The following is a 14,921-nucleotide window of genomic DNA, read 5'->3' as shown; positions in this document are numbered from 1 at the left end:
TCGAGCGCAAAGGCGGTCGGTTTGTTAGCGCTCAAATTACCCGGTTCCGGTGGCCGCCGCCGCAAAAGACGCTGATATTCTCCGCCATTTCATCGATCGCGCGTTGCCGGGCTTCGCGGGTAGCCCAGGCGATATGAGGTGTGACAATGAGGTTTGGCAGATCGGCGTCGAGTAGCACATTGCCATTGACCGGCGGTTCTTCGCTGAGCACATCGATGCCGGCGCCGCCGATCAGGTTTTCCCTGAGCGCATGCAGCAGCGCCCCTTCATCCACCAGCGCGCCCCTGGCCGTATTGATCAGCAAGGCGTGTCCTGGCATTAGTTTCAGTTCCTTCGCGCCGATCAGTTTGTCGGTTGCCGGCGTCAGCGGACAATGCAGGCTGAGTATGTCGACTGCCGGCAGCATTCGCTCCAGTGGCAGACGCGCCGGAGCAATGGTCGTTGCCGACCCGTCACCGGGGCGACCCCCCGGCCGTTTCGCGACCAAAACCTTCATGCCGAATGCCGCCGCCGCTTGCGCAACGCCCTGGCCTAGCTCGCCATAACCGACAATTCCAAGCGTGCTTCCGGCAAGCTCGCGGATCGGATAATCCAGCAGGCAAAATTGTGGGCTGCGTTTCCAGGCGCCCTGGCGCAACAGGGCCTGGTATTCGCGAAGATGCTGATTGAGACTCATGATCAGGGCGAATACATGCTGGACGACGGCAGCGGTGCAATAAGCGACAATATTGCATACGGCGATACCGCGCTCATCAGCGGCCTCGAGATCGACATTGTTGGTGCCGGTCGCCGCCAGGCAAACCAACTTCAGATCCGGAGCGGCGGCGATCGTTTCGCGGTCTATTTTGATCTTGTTGGTCAGAACAATCTCGGCATTCCTGACGCGCTGGTGCAGTTCCGCGGATTCGGTAGTTGGGAAATACTGCAGATCCGGCAGGGCCTTGTTGAGCGATTCGACGTCAATATCGCCGCGGCTTATTGTCGCGAAGTCCAGAAATACGCTTTGCATGAGTTATCCTAGTGTCTTGGCGGATGATAACAAGCCTGAATTGCAGTGTAAGCGAGCCTTGGCATCCGTTGATCAGTGGCGACCCGCAATCGGTTCACCGCGCAGGAATTTCAGTACGAAAGTTTGCCTTGTAAGACAATGGTATCCACGAGGCAGGTTACGAGGAGCATCTGATCGATGAACGATTCGACGGATGATACCCGCAGGCCTGGTTTTCAAGAATCTGAAAAATACCGGAGCCCAGAATGAAAGATGCCAGTTTCCTGCCGCTCAGCACCTACCGAGAGTATCCGCCGGAGGAGATGCTGGCACGGGCAAAGGAATTTGCCGATGATTTGCAGCGCCGGCGCACCGTTCGTGATTTTTCCGACCGGCCACTGCCGCCAGGCGTGATCGAGCATTGCCTGCAGGCGGCGCTCAGCGCACCCAGCGGCGCCAATATGCAACCCTGGCATTTCGTGGTGGTGCGGGACCCTGAGATCAAGCGCCGTATTCGGGTTGCGGCAGAGCTCGAGGAAAAAGAATTCTATGCACACCGGGCATCGGCCGAGTGGTTGGAGGCGTTGCAGCCATTGGGTACCGATGAGCATAAGCCCTTCCTTGAAGCCGCGCCCTGCCTGGTCGCTGTTTTTGTGCAGAAATTCGGCTTGTTGCCCGATGGACGGAAATTCAAACATTACTATCCGACCGAGTCAGTCGGCCTGGCGACCGGGATGCTGATCGCTGCACTGCACCGCGCAGGTCTGGCCTCGCTAACGCACACGCCGAGCCCGATGAAGTTTCTCAACACGATCCTGGGGCGCCCAAAGCACGAGAGGCCTTTCTTGCTGATCGTTGCCGGTTACCCCAGCGACGATGCGCAGGTCCCGGATATCCGGCGGCGCGAATTGGCGGACAGTGTCAGCAATTTTTGAGCGCCGGCCTGTCGGCAGGCAGGCAATTTAACTAACCAGCATTTTTTGTGCTTGGCGGATAAATTCCTCTTTCTTTTCACCCTCGGGTTGTCTCGGTGGCGTTGGTATGGCCATCCCGCGGATGACCGCCGGGCGGGAGCCGACTTTTTCGAGCCAGGTCCGCAAATGATTGAGGCCTTCTATGCTGACGCCTGACCAGTCATTTGTGGAGACCCAGGGGTAGGTGGCGACGTCGGCTATCGAGTAGTCGCCGGCCAGGTACTCCGCTGCCGACAGCCGATGGTCCAAAACCTCGAACAGCCGCCTGCACTCTGCCTGGTACCGGCGAATCGCATAGTCGATTTTTTCGCTTGCATATCGATAAAAGACATTGGCCTGTCCCATCATGGGTCCGATGCCGCCCATCTGAAACATCAGCCACTGCATGACGACGGATTCCGCCTTTTTGCCCTGTGGCATCAGCATTCCGGATTTCTCCGCCAGGTAGATCAGGATGGCTCCGGATTCGAAAACCACGAAATCGTTTTCGTCATGATCGACTATGGTTGGAATACGGCCATTCGGGTTGATTGCCAGGTATTCCGGTTGTTTTTGCTCCAGCTCGCCCAGGCGCAATTCCCTGACCGTATATGCCAGGCCGGTCTCTTCGAGCATCACCGAGATTTTCCGCCCGTTTGGCGTTCCCGCGGTAAAAAGCTCTATCATTTCCCGCCCTCTCTCCCCGGCGTAACTGGCGGCATTCGTCAGAATCTGCGACCTGTGTGAAGTGCAGACTATGGCACATTAGCAGCGAGCACAGGGATCGGTGAGCCATGGATGGCACAAGTGAAACGAGCGACAGTGATCGGCAAACAGACCAGGTAGCGGACGCGGGCCAGTATCTGACCGGCCATAACCGGTCGTCCCTGAGAGCAAAAGTGTTGAGGCTGCCGCCGGGCATGCAGGCTGCCGACGGCTTTGCGGTCCGGCTACAGCCAGGGCAGCCGGAGCCGGTTGAGAAAACCACGAGGCGTATTGCCCCTTTGCTTGCCGCCGGCAAGAAAGTAACGCTGGATTTGTCCTCGATGCCGTCATCGTCAACGGGTAGCGGATCCACCCACAACGGCCTGGTTGAGCCACTCCTTTCGATTTCTCAGGCCTTGGCTGCGCGTGGCCTGAGCCTGGAGTCGGCGTCGATCGTCATATCGAGCGATCACCCGGACACACCTGCGTTAGCCGCCCGGGACCGGCTGGATCTGGACCCACGCAAGCTGGTGATCCGCATAAGCGACGAGTTTCTTCGCGCGGTGCAGTTTGACCACGAACTGGCAACTCATCGAAGCGGACCCGGTGGCGCGGCCGGGGTACCGTCACCGCGCCAGATTTGGTGGGCCTGGCTGGAGCAGGCCGAGGGGAAAGCCGGCCCTGAGCTGTTTATCGATCACGATGGTCGGAGTCCGCTGGACCTGGATGCGCAGTGTTTCGCCAGCGTAGCGTCGCCGCTACTGGTAAAAGCGCCTGACTACGGTGCGCAAATTGTGTTCGAACTGGATCTTGCGGCGCTGAGCCTGCCCCAGCTATGGCGGCCAGGATGCCTGAGTCACGACCTGGTCCGAGTGGTGGACAGGCGGTTGGCAACAACCCGCTGGCCATCTGCATCCATCGCACTGCACGCGCAACATGAGCGGCGGGCAGTCCTTTGGCTAAGAGGCTTGCTGCCATTGTCGCGGCGGTTATCTCGTTGCCCGGCGGTTGCCTGTGACCGCCTGAGGGAAATTATCGAGGTGTTTCGGCGCAGTCTGAGGCTGGCATCCAGGCGGTATTTTTTGGAGAAAGCGGGTCAGCGCAGGGCGCCTGGCTGGGTTGCCGAAATCGATTGTCCCGATCTCCGGCACCAGTTTTCATCGAGGCTGGATCTGTCAGGAACCCGCCCCAGCTTCAGCCTGGCGATATCACCGTGGGACCTGATACCTGATGAACCTGCCTTACGCACAGCGTCGGAGACTTGCCTGTTTCCATTGCTGAGTAGCGCCGATTTGATGATCTGGCGAATACCCGCTTGGCTCAGTATGCGCAAAGAACGCCTTGATCGTTTGTTTCGCATGGCTTGGGCGGCAAAAAAACGATGAAACGGCAAACCCCTCCGATCGCCGCTATTTGCCAGATACGGGCGGTGTTTCAGGCTGGAATTCGGCAGCGTACCCATTGGCAAGTTTGCGCCGGGCGTGATATACGGTCATACGAGCCCGGACCTGTTCCGGGTGTTTTTTCCCGCCCGGAGTGCCGCACAGCTTTGCGCGGGGCCGGCTGGCAGAAAGCCAAGGAGTATCATTTGCCGCAATTGCCTGACGCACATGGTATCGCCGCCCTGGCGCTGACTCTGCTGGCGCTTTTCCTGTTTACCCGGGACCGTATCCCGCTGGAAACATCCAGCCTGATGGTCCTGGCGGCGTTGGTTTTCGGTGCCTGGGTTTTTCCTTATCAAAGCAGCGATGGCATGGTCACGCCGGCCGATTTTTTTTCGGCATTTGGCAACGAGTCCTTGATCACAATCTGCGCGCTGATGGTGGCGGCCAAAGGTCTGGAGACGACAGGGGCTTTGCAGCCCCTGGTGCGACTTGCGTCATCGGGGTGGTCCAAGCACCCGCAGTTCTCCATGCTGATGACGTTGCTGGTCGTTGGTGTACTCAGTGGTTTCCTGAACAACACACCGATAGTCATTATGTTGTTACCCGTGCTGGTCAGCATAGCGCTGCGCAGCGGGTCGTCCGCCACCGGCATGCTGATGCCGATGGGGTTTGCCGCGACTATCGGTGGCATGGCGACGACGATAGGTACTTCGACCAATCTGCTTGTTGTTGGTATTGCCAGGGATATGGGACTCCCGCAGATCGGCATGTTCGATTTTGCCCTGCCGGTCGCCATCGTCGGCGGGGTGGGCATCCTTTTTCTCTGGCTGGTCGGGCCGTATCTTTTGCCGAAGCGAAGCTCCGCGCTAGCGGATATCACGCCACGGGTATTCAATGCGTTACTGCATGTGGATACAGGCAGCGCCGCTGCTGGCAAAACCTTGTCCGAAGTGCTGGCGATGACCAACAACCGGATGCGAGTCGAAAGAATTCAGCGTGGCGAAAATCTGTCGGTTACCCGATTGCCATCCGCAACCATAACCGCGGGCGATCGCCTTTTTGTCAGGGATACGCCTGAGCGGCTGAAAGAGTTTGAACACGTACTCGGCGCGCGATTGTATAACGTGACTGATCTGCAGCATCCGGTCAGCGAACAGTTCCCGCTCAGCGCCGGCGATCAGCAACTGGCCGAGGTCGTGGTAACCCGTGGGTCGCCATTGCATCATCGGTCGCTGCGCCACATGCGGTTCGCGACGCGCTACCGCCTTCTGCCTCTCGCTATACACCGGGCCGGGTTGAATGTGGATCATGCCAGCGGCGAATTGGCAGATTTCGTGCTGAGTTCTGGTGATGTACTGCTGGTCCAGGGCAGCAGCGACAATGTCAACGAATTACGCAACAGCGGCGAGATGCTGGTACTGGATGGCACGACCGATTTGCCTCGCAAGGCCAGGTCAAATCGTGCGCTGTTCATCATGGCCGGGATCGTTGGTGCGGCGGCGACCGGATTGTTGTCGATCTCGGTCAGTAGTGTGGCGGGCGTCGCGCTGATGATTGTTACCGGTTGCCTGCGATGGAGTGATGTGGGTCAGTCGCTCAGTGCCCAGATTATCCTGGTCATCGTCGCTAGCCTGGGATTAGGTCTGGCGCTGACAGTGACCGGAGCCGCCGACTACCTGGCGCAGCTTTTTGTATTTTCAACGCGTGGCTTGCCGGTAGCAGGTGTGCTCAGCGCGCTGATACTGGCGATGGCGCTGGTAACGAATGTGGTCACCAATAATGCGGCGGCGGTAATCGGCGCACCGATTTCCATCAGTATCGCTACTCAACTGGGCGCGCCGGTAGAACCTTTTTTGCTGGCGGTTATTTTCGGCGCCAACATGAGTTTCGCCACACCCATGGGCTACACGACCAACTTGCTGATAATGAGCGCGGGCGGTTACCGCTTTGCGGATTTCCTGCGGCTGGGCGTGCCGTTGACATTTGTCATGTGGGTCGGATTTTCGCTCGTACTGATGGTTCTTTATCAACTTTGAATATCTGCCAGAGAGGCAATAATGAACGAGGTGAGCAGTAGCGCGATGAGTTCAGACGAGCGGATGTGGGGCATGCTTTGCCATTTGAGCGCGTTGACAGGGTTCTTTTCCGGCATCGGCTTTATTCTCGGCCCTCTGATTGTCTGGCTGCTAAAAAAGGATCAATACAGCTTTGTCGATGAACAGGGTAAAGAAGCACTGAACTTCCAGATCACCATGTTTATCGCGGCCGTGGCCTGCATGCTTCTGATGCTGATTCTAATCGGTATTTTGATGTTCTGGATACTGGGAGCCGTCAACCTGGTGATGATCATTATCGCCGTCATTAACGCCAATAGTGGCGTTCACTACGAGTATCCGTTCTCTTTGCGGCTGATCAAGTGAACGGATAAAGTGCGTTAAGATTTGTTGACTAATCAACAAAATGCCTGCATGAAGTACCCAACGGCGCATATTCCCGTCAGCCGGCAGATTCGCTGGTGGTGGCCGGCCCCTGCACTGATCAGCGGATCGGTCCGGGTGAGTTTTTGGCGGCTTTGCGCCGTTAACAGTCGCGATTGTGGTAAAAAACAGCGATGAAAAAGGTTTACACCGCGAACTCGCCAGTCGAGCTGGCGCACGCGCAAAACATACTGGATGGCTACAGTATCGCCAGCCAGAAACGCAACGAGTTGTTCGCGGTTCGCGGGGAGATTCCGTTTATCGAGTGCTACCCGGAGCTTTGGGTGGTCAACGATCTTGATGAATCCCGCGCCCAGCAGATCCTCGTACAGGAAATGAATCGCGAGCCCAGCGGCAAGACCTGGCAATGCGCGAACTGCGGCGAGGTCTGTGAAGACCAGTTTAGCAATTGCTGGAGTTGTGGATCGGCATGTCCATAGCCCGCATATTTCACCAAGGATAGCGGATTCTGGGTGAAGCTAGCAGGCAAGCCTAGCGTGGTTCCGGATTTTTCCTCAGGACCTGGCGGAGAGAAGCAGCACTATACCCGCCGCAACGGTCGTTCCCGCAAGCCACAGCGGAACCCCGGCCGGGATCACCAGCAGAACTCCCGATAGCAATGTAGAAGCGCCGGCGATTGCCCGCCATTGTTGCTTGCGGCCTGCCATTTGTTCCGCACGCAGTTTCTCGATCTCTGGCACGGTGACCTGCAGATTGAACCTACCATCGGCAAGCTGCCCGATAAGATTGCGAACCAGTTCGGGTACGCTCTGCAGGCTTTCACCCAGTTCGGGGAGCTGCTCGCGCAGGCGTTGCAGCATGTATTTGCCGCTGACTCTTTCCTCGACCCAGCCCCTGAGAATGGGATGGGCTGTTTTCCACAAATCCAGATCCGGGTAAAGCTGCCGGCCGAGGCCTTCGATATTGAGCAGGGTCTTCTGCAGCAGCACCAGTTGCGGTTGAATTTCCATGTTGAAGCGGCGCGCGGTCCGGAAAAGCCCCAGCAGCACCTGGCCAAAGGAAATGTCCTTGAGCGGTTTGTTGAAAATCGGTTCGCAAACCGTGCGAATCGCCGATTCGAATTCGTCAATCCGGGTTTCAGGCGGCACCCAGCCCGAATCGACATGCAGCTTGGCGACCCGGTAATAATCCCTTTCAAAAAACGCCAGAAAATTCTCGGCGAGATAATTCTGGTCCCGGGAACTCAGCGTGCCGACAATCCCGAAGTCCACCGCGATATAGCGGGGCTGTGAAGGGTCGCTGATATCGACGAAAATATTGCCCGGGTGCATATCGGCGTGAAAAAAATTGTGTTTGAACACCTGGGTGAAAAATATATCCACGCCGTTCTCGGCCAGTTTTTGCATATCGGTACCAGCGGCGTTCAGGGTATCCATGTCGCTGATGGGTACGCCGCTGATGCGCTCCATGACCAGGATATCGGGGCGGCAATACTTCCAGAAAACCTCCGGCACATACAACTTGTCGGAGTCTGCAAAATTTCTTTTCAATTGCGCGGCATTGGCTGCTTCGCGCATCATATCGAGTTCGTCGATGACGGTCTTTTCGTATTCATCGACCACATCGACCGGTCGCAGCCTCCTTGCCTCCGGCCAGTGCCGTTGCGCGAGCCGGGCCAGGGCGTGCAGTACATCCAGGTCCTGCCGGATCTGGGCCTCGACACCGGGCCGCAAAATCTTGACGATAACTTCCTCACCGGTTTTCAAGGTCGCCTTGTGGACCTGTGCTATCGATGCCGCTGCCAGGGGATCGTCGTCAAAGCGGTCAAAAACCTCGTCCAGGCTCTGGCCGTAGGCTTTCTCCGCCATCGCCTTGGCTTCGCTGGATGGAAAAGGCGGTACGCGATCCTGCAACATCGCGAGCTCATCGGCGATGTCCAGGGGAAGCAGATCGCGCCGGGTCGACAGGGCCTGGCCGAATTTGACGAAAATCGGCCCGAGCTCCTGCAACGCGAGGCGGATACGCTCTCCGCGCGGCCCCTGTTTTTTCGCGCCCCATGACGCCGGGCTGAGGCGCGCGATAAGCCGCAGCGGGCGAAACAAATGGGCGGCCTGGACGATCTCGTCGAGGCCATGATTCACCAGTACGCGGTTTATGCGCAGCAGCCGGACCAGGTTACGCATCGGCGTCACCGCCATCGCCGGTCTGTTCCATCAGGCGGATTTTCGCTTCCAGCCGGTCGCTGTCTTCGCGCAACTTATCTATATCGCTCATCCATTTCGCAACCTCGGGATGGCTGGGCAAGTCGCGACTTTCTTCCTGTAGGAATTCGGCTGCGTTCCGGGATGCCGTGGCGAAGATTTTTTTGCCAAATCCCAGGCCCGAGCGAAACAAGTTGCCGATTTGGCGGGCTGCCGCGTCACCGGTCAGACGCGACAGTTCTTCTTCCCAGTCCGGCCGGGTCAGTTGCAGCAGTTTCTGAAAAGCCTGCGCAGTATCGGCGTCGCCAAGAAATGTTAGCCGCCCGGCACGAATCGCCTGCTCAGTATGGTCCGCGGCGAGATCCAGTAGTCCGCTCAGGCCGCTGGCCACGATCACGTCCGGTTCGCCGTCAAAATCTGCATGCACGCTAATCTGTCCGTCGGCGACGCTGAGGAAAATTGCCAGACCGCTTTGCGCCGCCTCAGGCGCGAGCTGCATTGCCAGCGTCCTGCCATCGAGCTGCCGGCAAAGGGCGCGGGCTTGCGAAGAGTCCGCTAGCCGGCGATTGAGCAATGCTTGCAATGGTTTTAATAGTGTGGATGTTGTCATGTTCTGGCTCAGAATTTGTAGCCACGGTGCAGGGCAACGATACCCCCGCTGAGGTTGTGGTACATGGTTTTCTCAAAGCCGGCGTCGCGCATCATCTGCAACAGGGTGTCCTGGTCCGGATGACGTCGAATCGATTCCGCAAGATAGCGGTAGCTGTCTTCGTCGTTCGCGATCAGGCGGCCAAGAACCGGGAGAACATTGAACGAATACAGCTCGTAGAGAGATTTCAGGCCGGGCAAGATCGGCTGTGAAAACTCAAGCACCAGGAGTTGTCCGCCCGGTCGAAGAACCCTGAACATCGATTGCAGGGCCGCGTCCTTATCGGTCACGTTGCGCAGGCCAAAAGCAATCGTGACACAGTCGAAACTGTCATCGGCGAACGGCAGGCGTTCGGCATTGGCCTGCGCGAAAACCAGGTTGCTTGCCAGGCCGTCATCGAGCAGGCGGTCGCGACCGCGCGCGAGCATTGTGGCATTGATATCGGTTAGCACGACCAGCCCATCGTCGCCCGCCTTCCTTGCCAATGCCGAACTGAGGTCGCCGGTGCCGCCCGCGACATCCAGTGCGCGCTGACCCGGCCGCAACCCGGTCTGTTCGATCGTAAATCTTTTCCACAGGCGGTGAATCCCCGCCGACATCAGGTCGTTCATCAGATCGTAACGACCGGCGACCGAATCAAAGACTTCACGGACCCGGCCGGCCTTTTCTTCCCAGGCCACGTCTTCGAAGCCGAAATGAGTCTTGTCTGGATTGTCGCCGGAGGTCTTTCGCACTGCCTGGTCTCTGATCTTCAGTCGGACCTGCGAGAGTAACCTTCGGCGTTAAGACGGTCCAGATAATCGCGCCAGTTTTCGGTTTGCATGATGCCCAGTTCATATAGGACATCCCAGGTGTACAGCCCGGTGTCGTGGCCGTCGTCGAAGACCAGCCGGACGGCGTATTGACCGATCGGCTCGATCGCCGTGATATCGACATTTTCCTTGCCGGTGACCAGTTGCATGGGGCCGCCGTGCCCGCGTACCTCGGCCGACGGTGAAAAGCAGCGCAAGTACTCGAAGGGCAGAGCAAAAGTCTCGCCATTGTTAAAGCTGACTTCCAGGACCCTGGATTTTTTTAGCAGGCGGAGATCGGTGGGCTGTAATTGCTGGTTCAACGGTAGTCGCCTGGAAACCCGTACAAGGCCTATAGAATATAACGGCTGAGGTCTTCGTCTTCCGCCAGCTCGGCGAGGTGTGCGTCGACATAAGCCGAGTCCACACTGACCGACTGACCATCGCGATCCGCCGCATCGAAGGAAATAGTCTCGAGCAGCCGCTCCAGCACAGTATGCAGGCGGCGGGCGCCGATATTTTCCGCTTTTTCGTTAACCTTAAAGGCGATTTCCGCGAGCCGGCAAATGGCGTCGTCGGTAAAAGTCAGGGTCAGCCCTTCGGTTTCCATCAGTGCGCTGTACTGTTCGGTCAGCGAATAATCCGGTTCAGTGAGAATGCGCTCAAAGTCCTTTGTCTTTAGCGCTTTTAATTCCACGCGGATTGGGAAACGTCCCTGGAGTTCCGGGATCAGGTCGGACGGTTTCGCCACGTGGAACGCACCCGAGGCGATGAACAAAATGTGATCCGTCCGTACCGGTCCATAACGAGTGCTGATTGTGCAACCTTCGACCAGCGGCAACAAATCGCGTTGCACGCCCTCACGGGACACATCGGCGCCCGTGGTTTCCGAACGCCGCGCGACCTTGTCGAGTTCGTCGATAAATACGATGCCGTTCTGCTCTACGTTATCGACCGCGCGCAGCTTCAGGTCCTCGTCGTTAATCATTTTGGACGCTTCTTCGTCGACGAGTAACTTGAACGCTTCCTTGATTTTCAATTTCCGCGTGGTCTTGCGGTTGCCGCCCATGTTCTGAAACAGGCCCTGCAACTGCTGGGTCATTTCTTCCATCCCTGGCGGCGCCATGATTTCCACGCCGACCGGCATCGCGCGCGCTTCAATTTCTATTTCGCGGTCGTCTATTTTCCCCTCGCGCAGCATTTTACGAAATTTCTGCCGGGTGTCGGACCGTTTCTCCCGCTCGTTGCCCGGCTCATTGGCAAGTCCTTCGCCGGGTTCCATGCCGGGTAACAACGCATCGAGAATCCGGTCCTCGGCCGCATCCTCGGCGCGGTGTCGTACTTTGGCCATCTCCTCGTCGCGGGTCAGCTTGACGGCGGCATCGGTCAGGTCACGGATGATGGAATCCACTTCACGGCCGACATAACCGACCTCGGTAAATTTGGTTGCTTCAACCTTGATAAACGGCGCGTTGGCCAGGTTCGCCAGGCGGCGAGCTATCTCGGTCTTGCCGACCCCGGTCGGACCGATCATCAGGATATTTTTTGGCGTAATTTCGTGGCGCATCGCCTCTTCGACCTGCATGCGCCGCCAGCGGTTTCGCAACGCTATCGCGACAGCACGTTTCGCGTCGTCCTGACCGATTATATGTTTGTCCAGTTCCTGGACTATTTCCCGAGGGGTCATCTGTGACATGTCTATTGCTGAAACCGGTCCGCCCTAGTCGGCGGCAAGCTCGTCGATGACGAGATTGTGATTGGTGTAAACACAGATGTCGCCGGCAATATTCAATGCGGCGCGCACGATATCCGCAGCTTCCATCTCCGTGTTATCCAGTAGCGCCTGCGCGGCGGCCTGGGCGTACGCGCCACCGGAGCCGATCGCCATCAACTGATTCTCCGGTTCGATGACGTCACCGTTGCCGGAAATAATAAATGACTGTCCGTGATCGGCGACGCAAAGCAGCGCCTCCAACCGGCGCAGCATGCGATCGGTGCGCCAGTCCTTGGCCAGTTCAATCGCCGCCCGGGTCAGGTTTCCGTACTGCTGCAATTTTCCTTCGAATCGTTCAAACAGCGTGAAAGCGTCCGCGGTACCGCCGGCGAACCCGGCCAGTATCTTGTCGTCGCAAAGGCGCCGCACCTTACAGGCATTGCCCTTCATGACGGTGTTCCCTATCGAGACCTGGCCATCTCCGCCCATGACAATGCGGCCATTACGGCGAACACTGAGTATAGTGGTTCCATGGAACTGTTCCATGCTGGTTGCCCTTTGTTTTCCCGTCATGCAAACGGCCACCGGCGGTCCCGCCGGATGGCTAGCTTTTTCTTCGTGCCCTGGGGTGGGCCTTGTCGTATATGCGGGCCAGATGCTGAAAATCAAGGTGTGTATAGATCTGGGTCGTGCTGATGTCGGCGTGGCCAAGCAGTTCCTGCACCGCGCGCAGGTCGCCGCTAGATTCGAGTATATGCGTGGCGAAGCTGTGCCGGAAAAGGTGGGGGTATACTCGCGCCGGGATGCCCTGATGCCTGGCCCAGTGCTTGACCCGGGTCTGTACCACGCGCGGGCTGATACGCTTTCCGCGGCGACCCACAAATACCGCGGTTTCGTCCCGCGCGGCCAGTTCGCCGCGACACTTCAGCCAGGCGGCGAGGGCTTCCACGGCGTAGCGGCCCACCGGCAGGATGCGGGTTTTCGAACCTTTGCCAAGCACCCGAACCGTACGGTCTTTCAGATCCAGTTGGTCCAGGTCCAGGCCGGTCAGTTCCTGCAGCCGAAGGCCTGACGAGTAAAGCAATTCCAGGATAGCCTTGTCCCGTATCGCTTCGCTGGTCGTGGTGGGAATTTCCAGCAATCTGGCCATGCTGTCGGCATCCAGCGTTTCCGGCAATCGTCGCGATGCTTTTGGCGCCGAAACATCGACGGCCGGGTTGGTGGTGGTCCGGCCTTCGCGGATCAGATAATTGAATAAACCGCGTACTGCAGACAGGCGGCGTTGAATGCTGCGCGGCGCCAGGCCCTTGCGATGGCAACTCGCCGCGTACTGCCGGACGCGGTGTATATCCAGATCGCACCAGTCACCGATATCCTGATGTTCACAAAAGGATTGCAGCGAGTGGAGGTCACTGCGGTAGCTGCTGGTTGTGTGTGGCGAGAGCCGGCGTTCCATGGCCAGATGGTGCAGATACTTTTCCAGCCACAAACGGGCTGTTTCATTCATGGTCTAGCGGGTAAGCGCCGCGCTTACCAATTCTCCGATACGCGAAAGAAAATCCGTGCTCATTGCCGGGTGAAACCTTTGCGCGTCGGTACTGCTGATCGCCAGTAAGCCGATTTCGGACCCTGGCCCGAGGGGCAGCATCGCGACCGAAGCAATCTCGTTGGTTTCGTCGCCAAACAGGTAGTCGCGCTGCGCATCTCTTATCTGGCCGCAGCGTGGCTCCGCATTTTTCAGGAAAGTCGCAAAGGGGTTCATTTCGCTGGCATCCGACGAGGACCAGCGCAGAAATCTCAGCTCGGGGTGGTCATCCTTGCCGGCCAGTTGGTCGCGGAACAAAACCATGACGATCTGGTCGGTATTGAAATCCTGGCGCAACGATGCTTCGATCAAGTCCACAGTGTGGCCGAAATCGGCTGCGTGGATCAGGCGTCGGCACAACTGATGAATTTTTTCCGAAATTTCCTCGTTGCTGCACGCGATCGACTTTAGTTCGCGCAGTTGATTTTCCAGTTTTCGATTGCGCTGGCGGAGTATCCCTACCTGTCTTTCGATCAGTGAGACAGCGCTGCTTCCTGCCTGATGCGGTAAATACAGCTTGCCGAGCAGCAATGCATGCCTTTCAAAAAACTCCGGGTGGTTTTCCAGATAGTGTGCCACCGCCTCATCTGAAATGGTGCTGCTCGCTTTGTCCTTGCGTCGCTGCGTGCGTTGACTGCTCATAGCTCAAATGTTCCCTCATAAACTTTTTCCGTTGGCCCGGTCAGCCAGATCGGCTCGCCGGGGCCTCCCCAGTCTACCTGCAAATTACCGCCAGGGAGCGCTACCTGGACGGATTCCTCCAGTTTTCCATGTCTTCTGCCGACTGCAACCGCCGCACACGCCCCGGTGCCGCAGGCCCGGGTTTCTCCAGTGCCGCGCTCGTATACGCGCAGGCGTATGTGACCGGGGTTTTTTATCTCCATGAAACCGACATTGGTCCGCCGTGGAAAATCAGGGTGAGTTTCCAGCGCCGGTCCGAGCCGGTCTACCGGGGCAGTATCCACCGATGCGACTGTAATGACCGCGTGGGGATTGCCGATGGAAACAGCGCCGATTTCCACTTCGCTGCCCGCCACTGCAAGCGGATACACATAGGCCTCGCCGCTGGTATTGAAGGGCAGGCTTGCCGGGGCAAAGTCCGGCACCCCCATGTTCAGCGAGACGACGCCGTTTTTCCGGATCTTTGCCCGGACCACTCCGCCCGGGCTGTCCATGACCAGTTCCCCGGAGCCTGATTTCCCGCGGCCGGCAAGCAAGCTGGCGATACAACGCGCGCCATTGCCGCATTGCTCGACTTCGTCGCCATCGGCATTAAAGACACGGTAATAAATATCGCTGCCTTCCTGGCGTGGCGGTTCGAGGATCAGGACCTGGTCGAAGCCGATGCCGGTGCGGCGGTTGGCAAGCTTGCTGAGCGTTTCTGAGTCTGGTATGGGTTGTCCGGCGTCGGCCTCGATAATCACAAAGTCGTTGCCAAGACCGTGCATTTTCACGAATTTGAATCGCATGGGCCAAGAGTACCGGCTCGGGGCCGGTGTGCAAAGCGAAAGG

16 protein-coding genes are annotated in these 14,921 nt (G+C 58.0%); 5 read left to right on the top strand and 11 right to left on the bottom strand.

Annotated features, from left to right (window positions below):
• Nucleotides 1-31: 31 nt before the first annotated feature.
• The gene (locus IIA05_01780) at nt 32-1,009 is read right to left on the bottom strand and encodes a D-2-hydroxyacid dehydrogenase (GenBank protein ID MCH9025827.1); all 978 of its coding nucleotides are present in this window, start codon (nt 1,007-1,009) and stop codon (nt 32-34) included.
• A gap of 245 nt (nt 1,010-1,254) precedes the next feature.
• On the opposite strand from IIA05_01780, the gene IIA05_01775 reads away from it, so the two are divergent.
• Nucleotides 1,255-1,923 carry a nitroreductase family protein gene (locus IIA05_01775; protein ID MCH9025826.1) on the top strand — a complete coding sequence of 223 codons (669 nt, stop codon included), beginning with the start codon at nt 1,255-1,257 and terminating at the stop codon, nt 1,921-1,923.
• Between the two features lie 27 nt (nt 1,924-1,950).
• Here the strand turns inward: IIA05_01775 and IIA05_01770 are convergent, their stop codons facing one another.
• A complete protein-coding gene (locus IIA05_01770) occupies nt 1,951-2,628 on the bottom strand; it encodes a glutathione S-transferase N-terminal domain-containing protein (GenBank protein ID MCH9025825.1) in 678 nt (225 codons plus the stop codon).
• Nucleotides 2,629-2,735: 107 nt separating this feature from the next.
• Between IIA05_01770 and IIA05_01765 the strand changes: the two genes are divergently transcribed.
• The 4 genes from IIA05_01765 (at nt 2,736) to IIA05_01750 (ending at nt 6,948) form a co-directional block, all read left to right on the top strand.
• Nucleotides 2,736-4,031, top strand: coding sequence for a hypothetical protein (locus IIA05_01765; protein MCH9025824.1), 1,296 nt, complete (start codon nt 2,736-2,738; stop codon nt 4,029-4,031).
• Nucleotides 4,028-6,067: an SLC13 family permease gene (locus tag IIA05_01760; GenBank protein MCH9025823.1), complete on the top strand. Its 2,040-nt coding sequence runs from the start codon at nt 4,028-4,030 to the stop codon at nt 6,065-6,067. Before IIA05_01765 ends, IIA05_01760 begins: the two co-directional genes overlap by 4 nt.
• 21 nt (nt 6,068-6,088) lie before the next feature.
• Entirely contained in the window at nt 6,089-6,451 is a 363-nt protein-coding gene (locus IIA05_01755) for a DUF4870 domain-containing protein (GenBank protein ID MCH9025822.1), read from the top strand.
• A gap of 191 nt (nt 6,452-6,642) precedes the next feature.
• Nucleotides 6,643-6,948 (top strand): DUF2007 domain-containing protein, encoded by a 306-nt coding sequence (locus tag IIA05_01750; GenBank protein ID MCH9025821.1) that lies wholly within the window; start codon nt 6,643-6,645, stop codon nt 6,946-6,948.
• A 75-nt stretch (nt 6,949-7,023) separates the two neighbouring features.
• Here the strand turns inward: IIA05_01750 and ubiB are convergent, their stop codons facing one another.
• The 9 genes from ubiB to dapF are packed head-to-tail and all read right to left on the bottom strand — an operon-like array spanning nt 7,024 to nt 14,878.
• The gene (gene ubiB, locus IIA05_01745; protein ID MCH9025820.1) at nt 7,024-8,652 is read right to left on the bottom strand and encodes a ubiquinone biosynthesis regulatory protein kinase UbiB; all 1,629 of its coding nucleotides are present in this window, start codon (nt 8,650-8,652) and stop codon (nt 7,024-7,026) included.
• Entirely contained in the window at nt 8,645-9,280 is a 636-nt protein-coding gene (locus tag IIA05_01740; protein MCH9025819.1) for an SCP2 sterol-binding domain-containing protein, read from the bottom strand. Before IIA05_01740 ends, ubiB begins: the two co-directional genes overlap by 8 nt.
• 8 nt (nt 9,281-9,288) lie before the next feature.
• Nucleotides 9,289-10,068 (bottom strand): bifunctional demethylmenaquinone methyltransferase/2-methoxy-6-polyprenyl-1,4-benzoquinol methylase UbiE, encoded by a 780-nt coding sequence (gene ubiE, locus IIA05_01735; protein ID MCH9025818.1) that lies wholly within the window; start codon nt 10,066-10,068, stop codon nt 9,289-9,291.
• A 2-nt stretch (nt 10,069-10,070) separates the two neighbouring features.
• Nucleotides 10,071-10,433, bottom strand: a complete 363-nt coding sequence (locus IIA05_01730) for a DUF971 domain-containing protein (GenBank protein ID MCH9025817.1) — start codon at nt 10,431-10,433, stop codon at nt 10,071-10,073.
• A 29-nt stretch (nt 10,434-10,462) separates the two neighbouring features.
• Nucleotides 10,463-11,806 carry an ATP-dependent protease ATPase subunit HslU gene (gene hslU, locus IIA05_01725; GenBank protein MCH9025816.1) on the bottom strand — a complete coding sequence of 448 codons (1,344 nt, stop codon included), beginning with the start codon at nt 11,804-11,806 and terminating at the stop codon, nt 10,463-10,465.
• Nucleotides 11,807-11,830: 24 nt separating this feature from the next.
• Nucleotides 11,831-12,370 carry an ATP-dependent protease subunit HslV gene (gene hslV / locus IIA05_01720; GenBank protein MCH9025815.1) on the bottom strand — a complete coding sequence of 180 codons (540 nt, stop codon included), beginning with the start codon at nt 12,368-12,370 and terminating at the stop codon, nt 11,831-11,833.
• A gap of 58 nt (nt 12,371-12,428) precedes the next feature.
• Entirely contained in the window at nt 12,429-13,331 is a 903-nt protein-coding gene (xerC, locus tag IIA05_01715; GenBank protein ID MCH9025814.1) for a tyrosine recombinase XerC, read from the bottom strand.
• 3 nt (nt 13,332-13,334) lie between these two features.
• Complete coding sequence (locus IIA05_01710; GenBank protein MCH9025813.1) at nt 13,335-14,051, bottom strand: DUF484 family protein; 717 nt, start codon at nt 14,049-14,051, stop codon at nt 13,335-13,337.
• On the bottom strand, nt 14,048-14,878 hold the full coding sequence (gene dapF / locus IIA05_01705; GenBank protein ID MCH9025812.1) for a diaminopimelate epimerase: 831 nt from the start codon (nt 14,876-14,878) through the stop codon (nt 14,048-14,050). The genes IIA05_01710 and dapF overlap by 4 nt, the downstream gene beginning before the upstream one ends.
• Nucleotides 14,879-14,921: the final 43 nt, after the last annotated feature.

This window comes from Pseudomonadota bacterium (assembly GCA_022572885.1).
Lineage (GTDB): Bacteria > Pseudomonadota > Gammaproteobacteria > Steroidobacterales > MnTg04 > MnTg04.
The sequence above is the reverse complement of the archived record's forward strand: the minus strand, read 5'-3'. Positions and strand labels throughout refer to the sequence as shown.

Coding starts and splice junctions, on each gene's coding strand:
- IIA05_01780 (MCH9025827.1), bottom strand. CDS start 1,009: ATGCAAAGCGTATTTCTGGACTTCGCGACAATAAGCCGCGGCGATATT.
- IIA05_01775 (MCH9025826.1), top strand. CDS start 1,255: ATGAAAGATGCCAGTTTCCTGCCGCTCAGCACCTACCGAGAGTATCCG.
- IIA05_01770 (MCH9025825.1), bottom strand. CDS start 2,628: ATGATAGAGCTTTTTACCGCGGGAACGCCAAACGGGCGGAAAATCTCG.
- IIA05_01765 (MCH9025824.1), top strand. CDS start 2,736: ATGGATGGCACAAGTGAAACGAGCGACAGTGATCGGCAAACAGACCAG.
- IIA05_01760 (MCH9025823.1), top strand. CDS start 4,028: ATGAAACGGCAAACCCCTCCGATCGCCGCTATTTGCCAGATACGGGCG.
- IIA05_01755 (MCH9025822.1), top strand. CDS start 6,089: ATGAACGAGGTGAGCAGTAGCGCGATGAGTTCAGACGAGCGGATGTGG.
- IIA05_01750 (MCH9025821.1), top strand. CDS start 6,643: ATGAAAAAGGTTTACACCGCGAACTCGCCAGTCGAGCTGGCGCACGCG.
- ubiB (MCH9025820.1), bottom strand. CDS start 8,652: ATGCGTAACCTGGTCCGGCTGCTGCGCATAAACCGCGTACTGGTGAAT.
- IIA05_01740 (MCH9025819.1), bottom strand. CDS start 9,280: ATGACAACATCCACACTATTAAAACCATTGCAAGCATTGCTCAATCGC.
- hslU (MCH9025816.1), bottom strand. CDS start 11,806: ATGTCACAGATGACCCCTCGGGAAATAGTCCAGGAACTGGACAAACAT.
- hslV (MCH9025815.1), bottom strand. CDS start 12,370: ATGGAACAGTTCCATGGAACCACTATACTCAGTGTTCGCCGTAATGGC.
- xerC (MCH9025814.1), bottom strand. CDS start 13,331: ATGAATGAAACAGCCCGTTTGTGGCTGGAAAAGTATCTGCACCATCTG.
- IIA05_01710 (MCH9025813.1), bottom strand. CDS start 14,051: ATGAGCAGTCAACGCACGCAGCGACGCAAGGACAAAGCGAGCAGCACC.
- dapF (MCH9025812.1), bottom strand. CDS start 14,878: ATGCGATTCAAATTCGTGAAAATGCACGGTCTTGGCAACGACTTTGTG.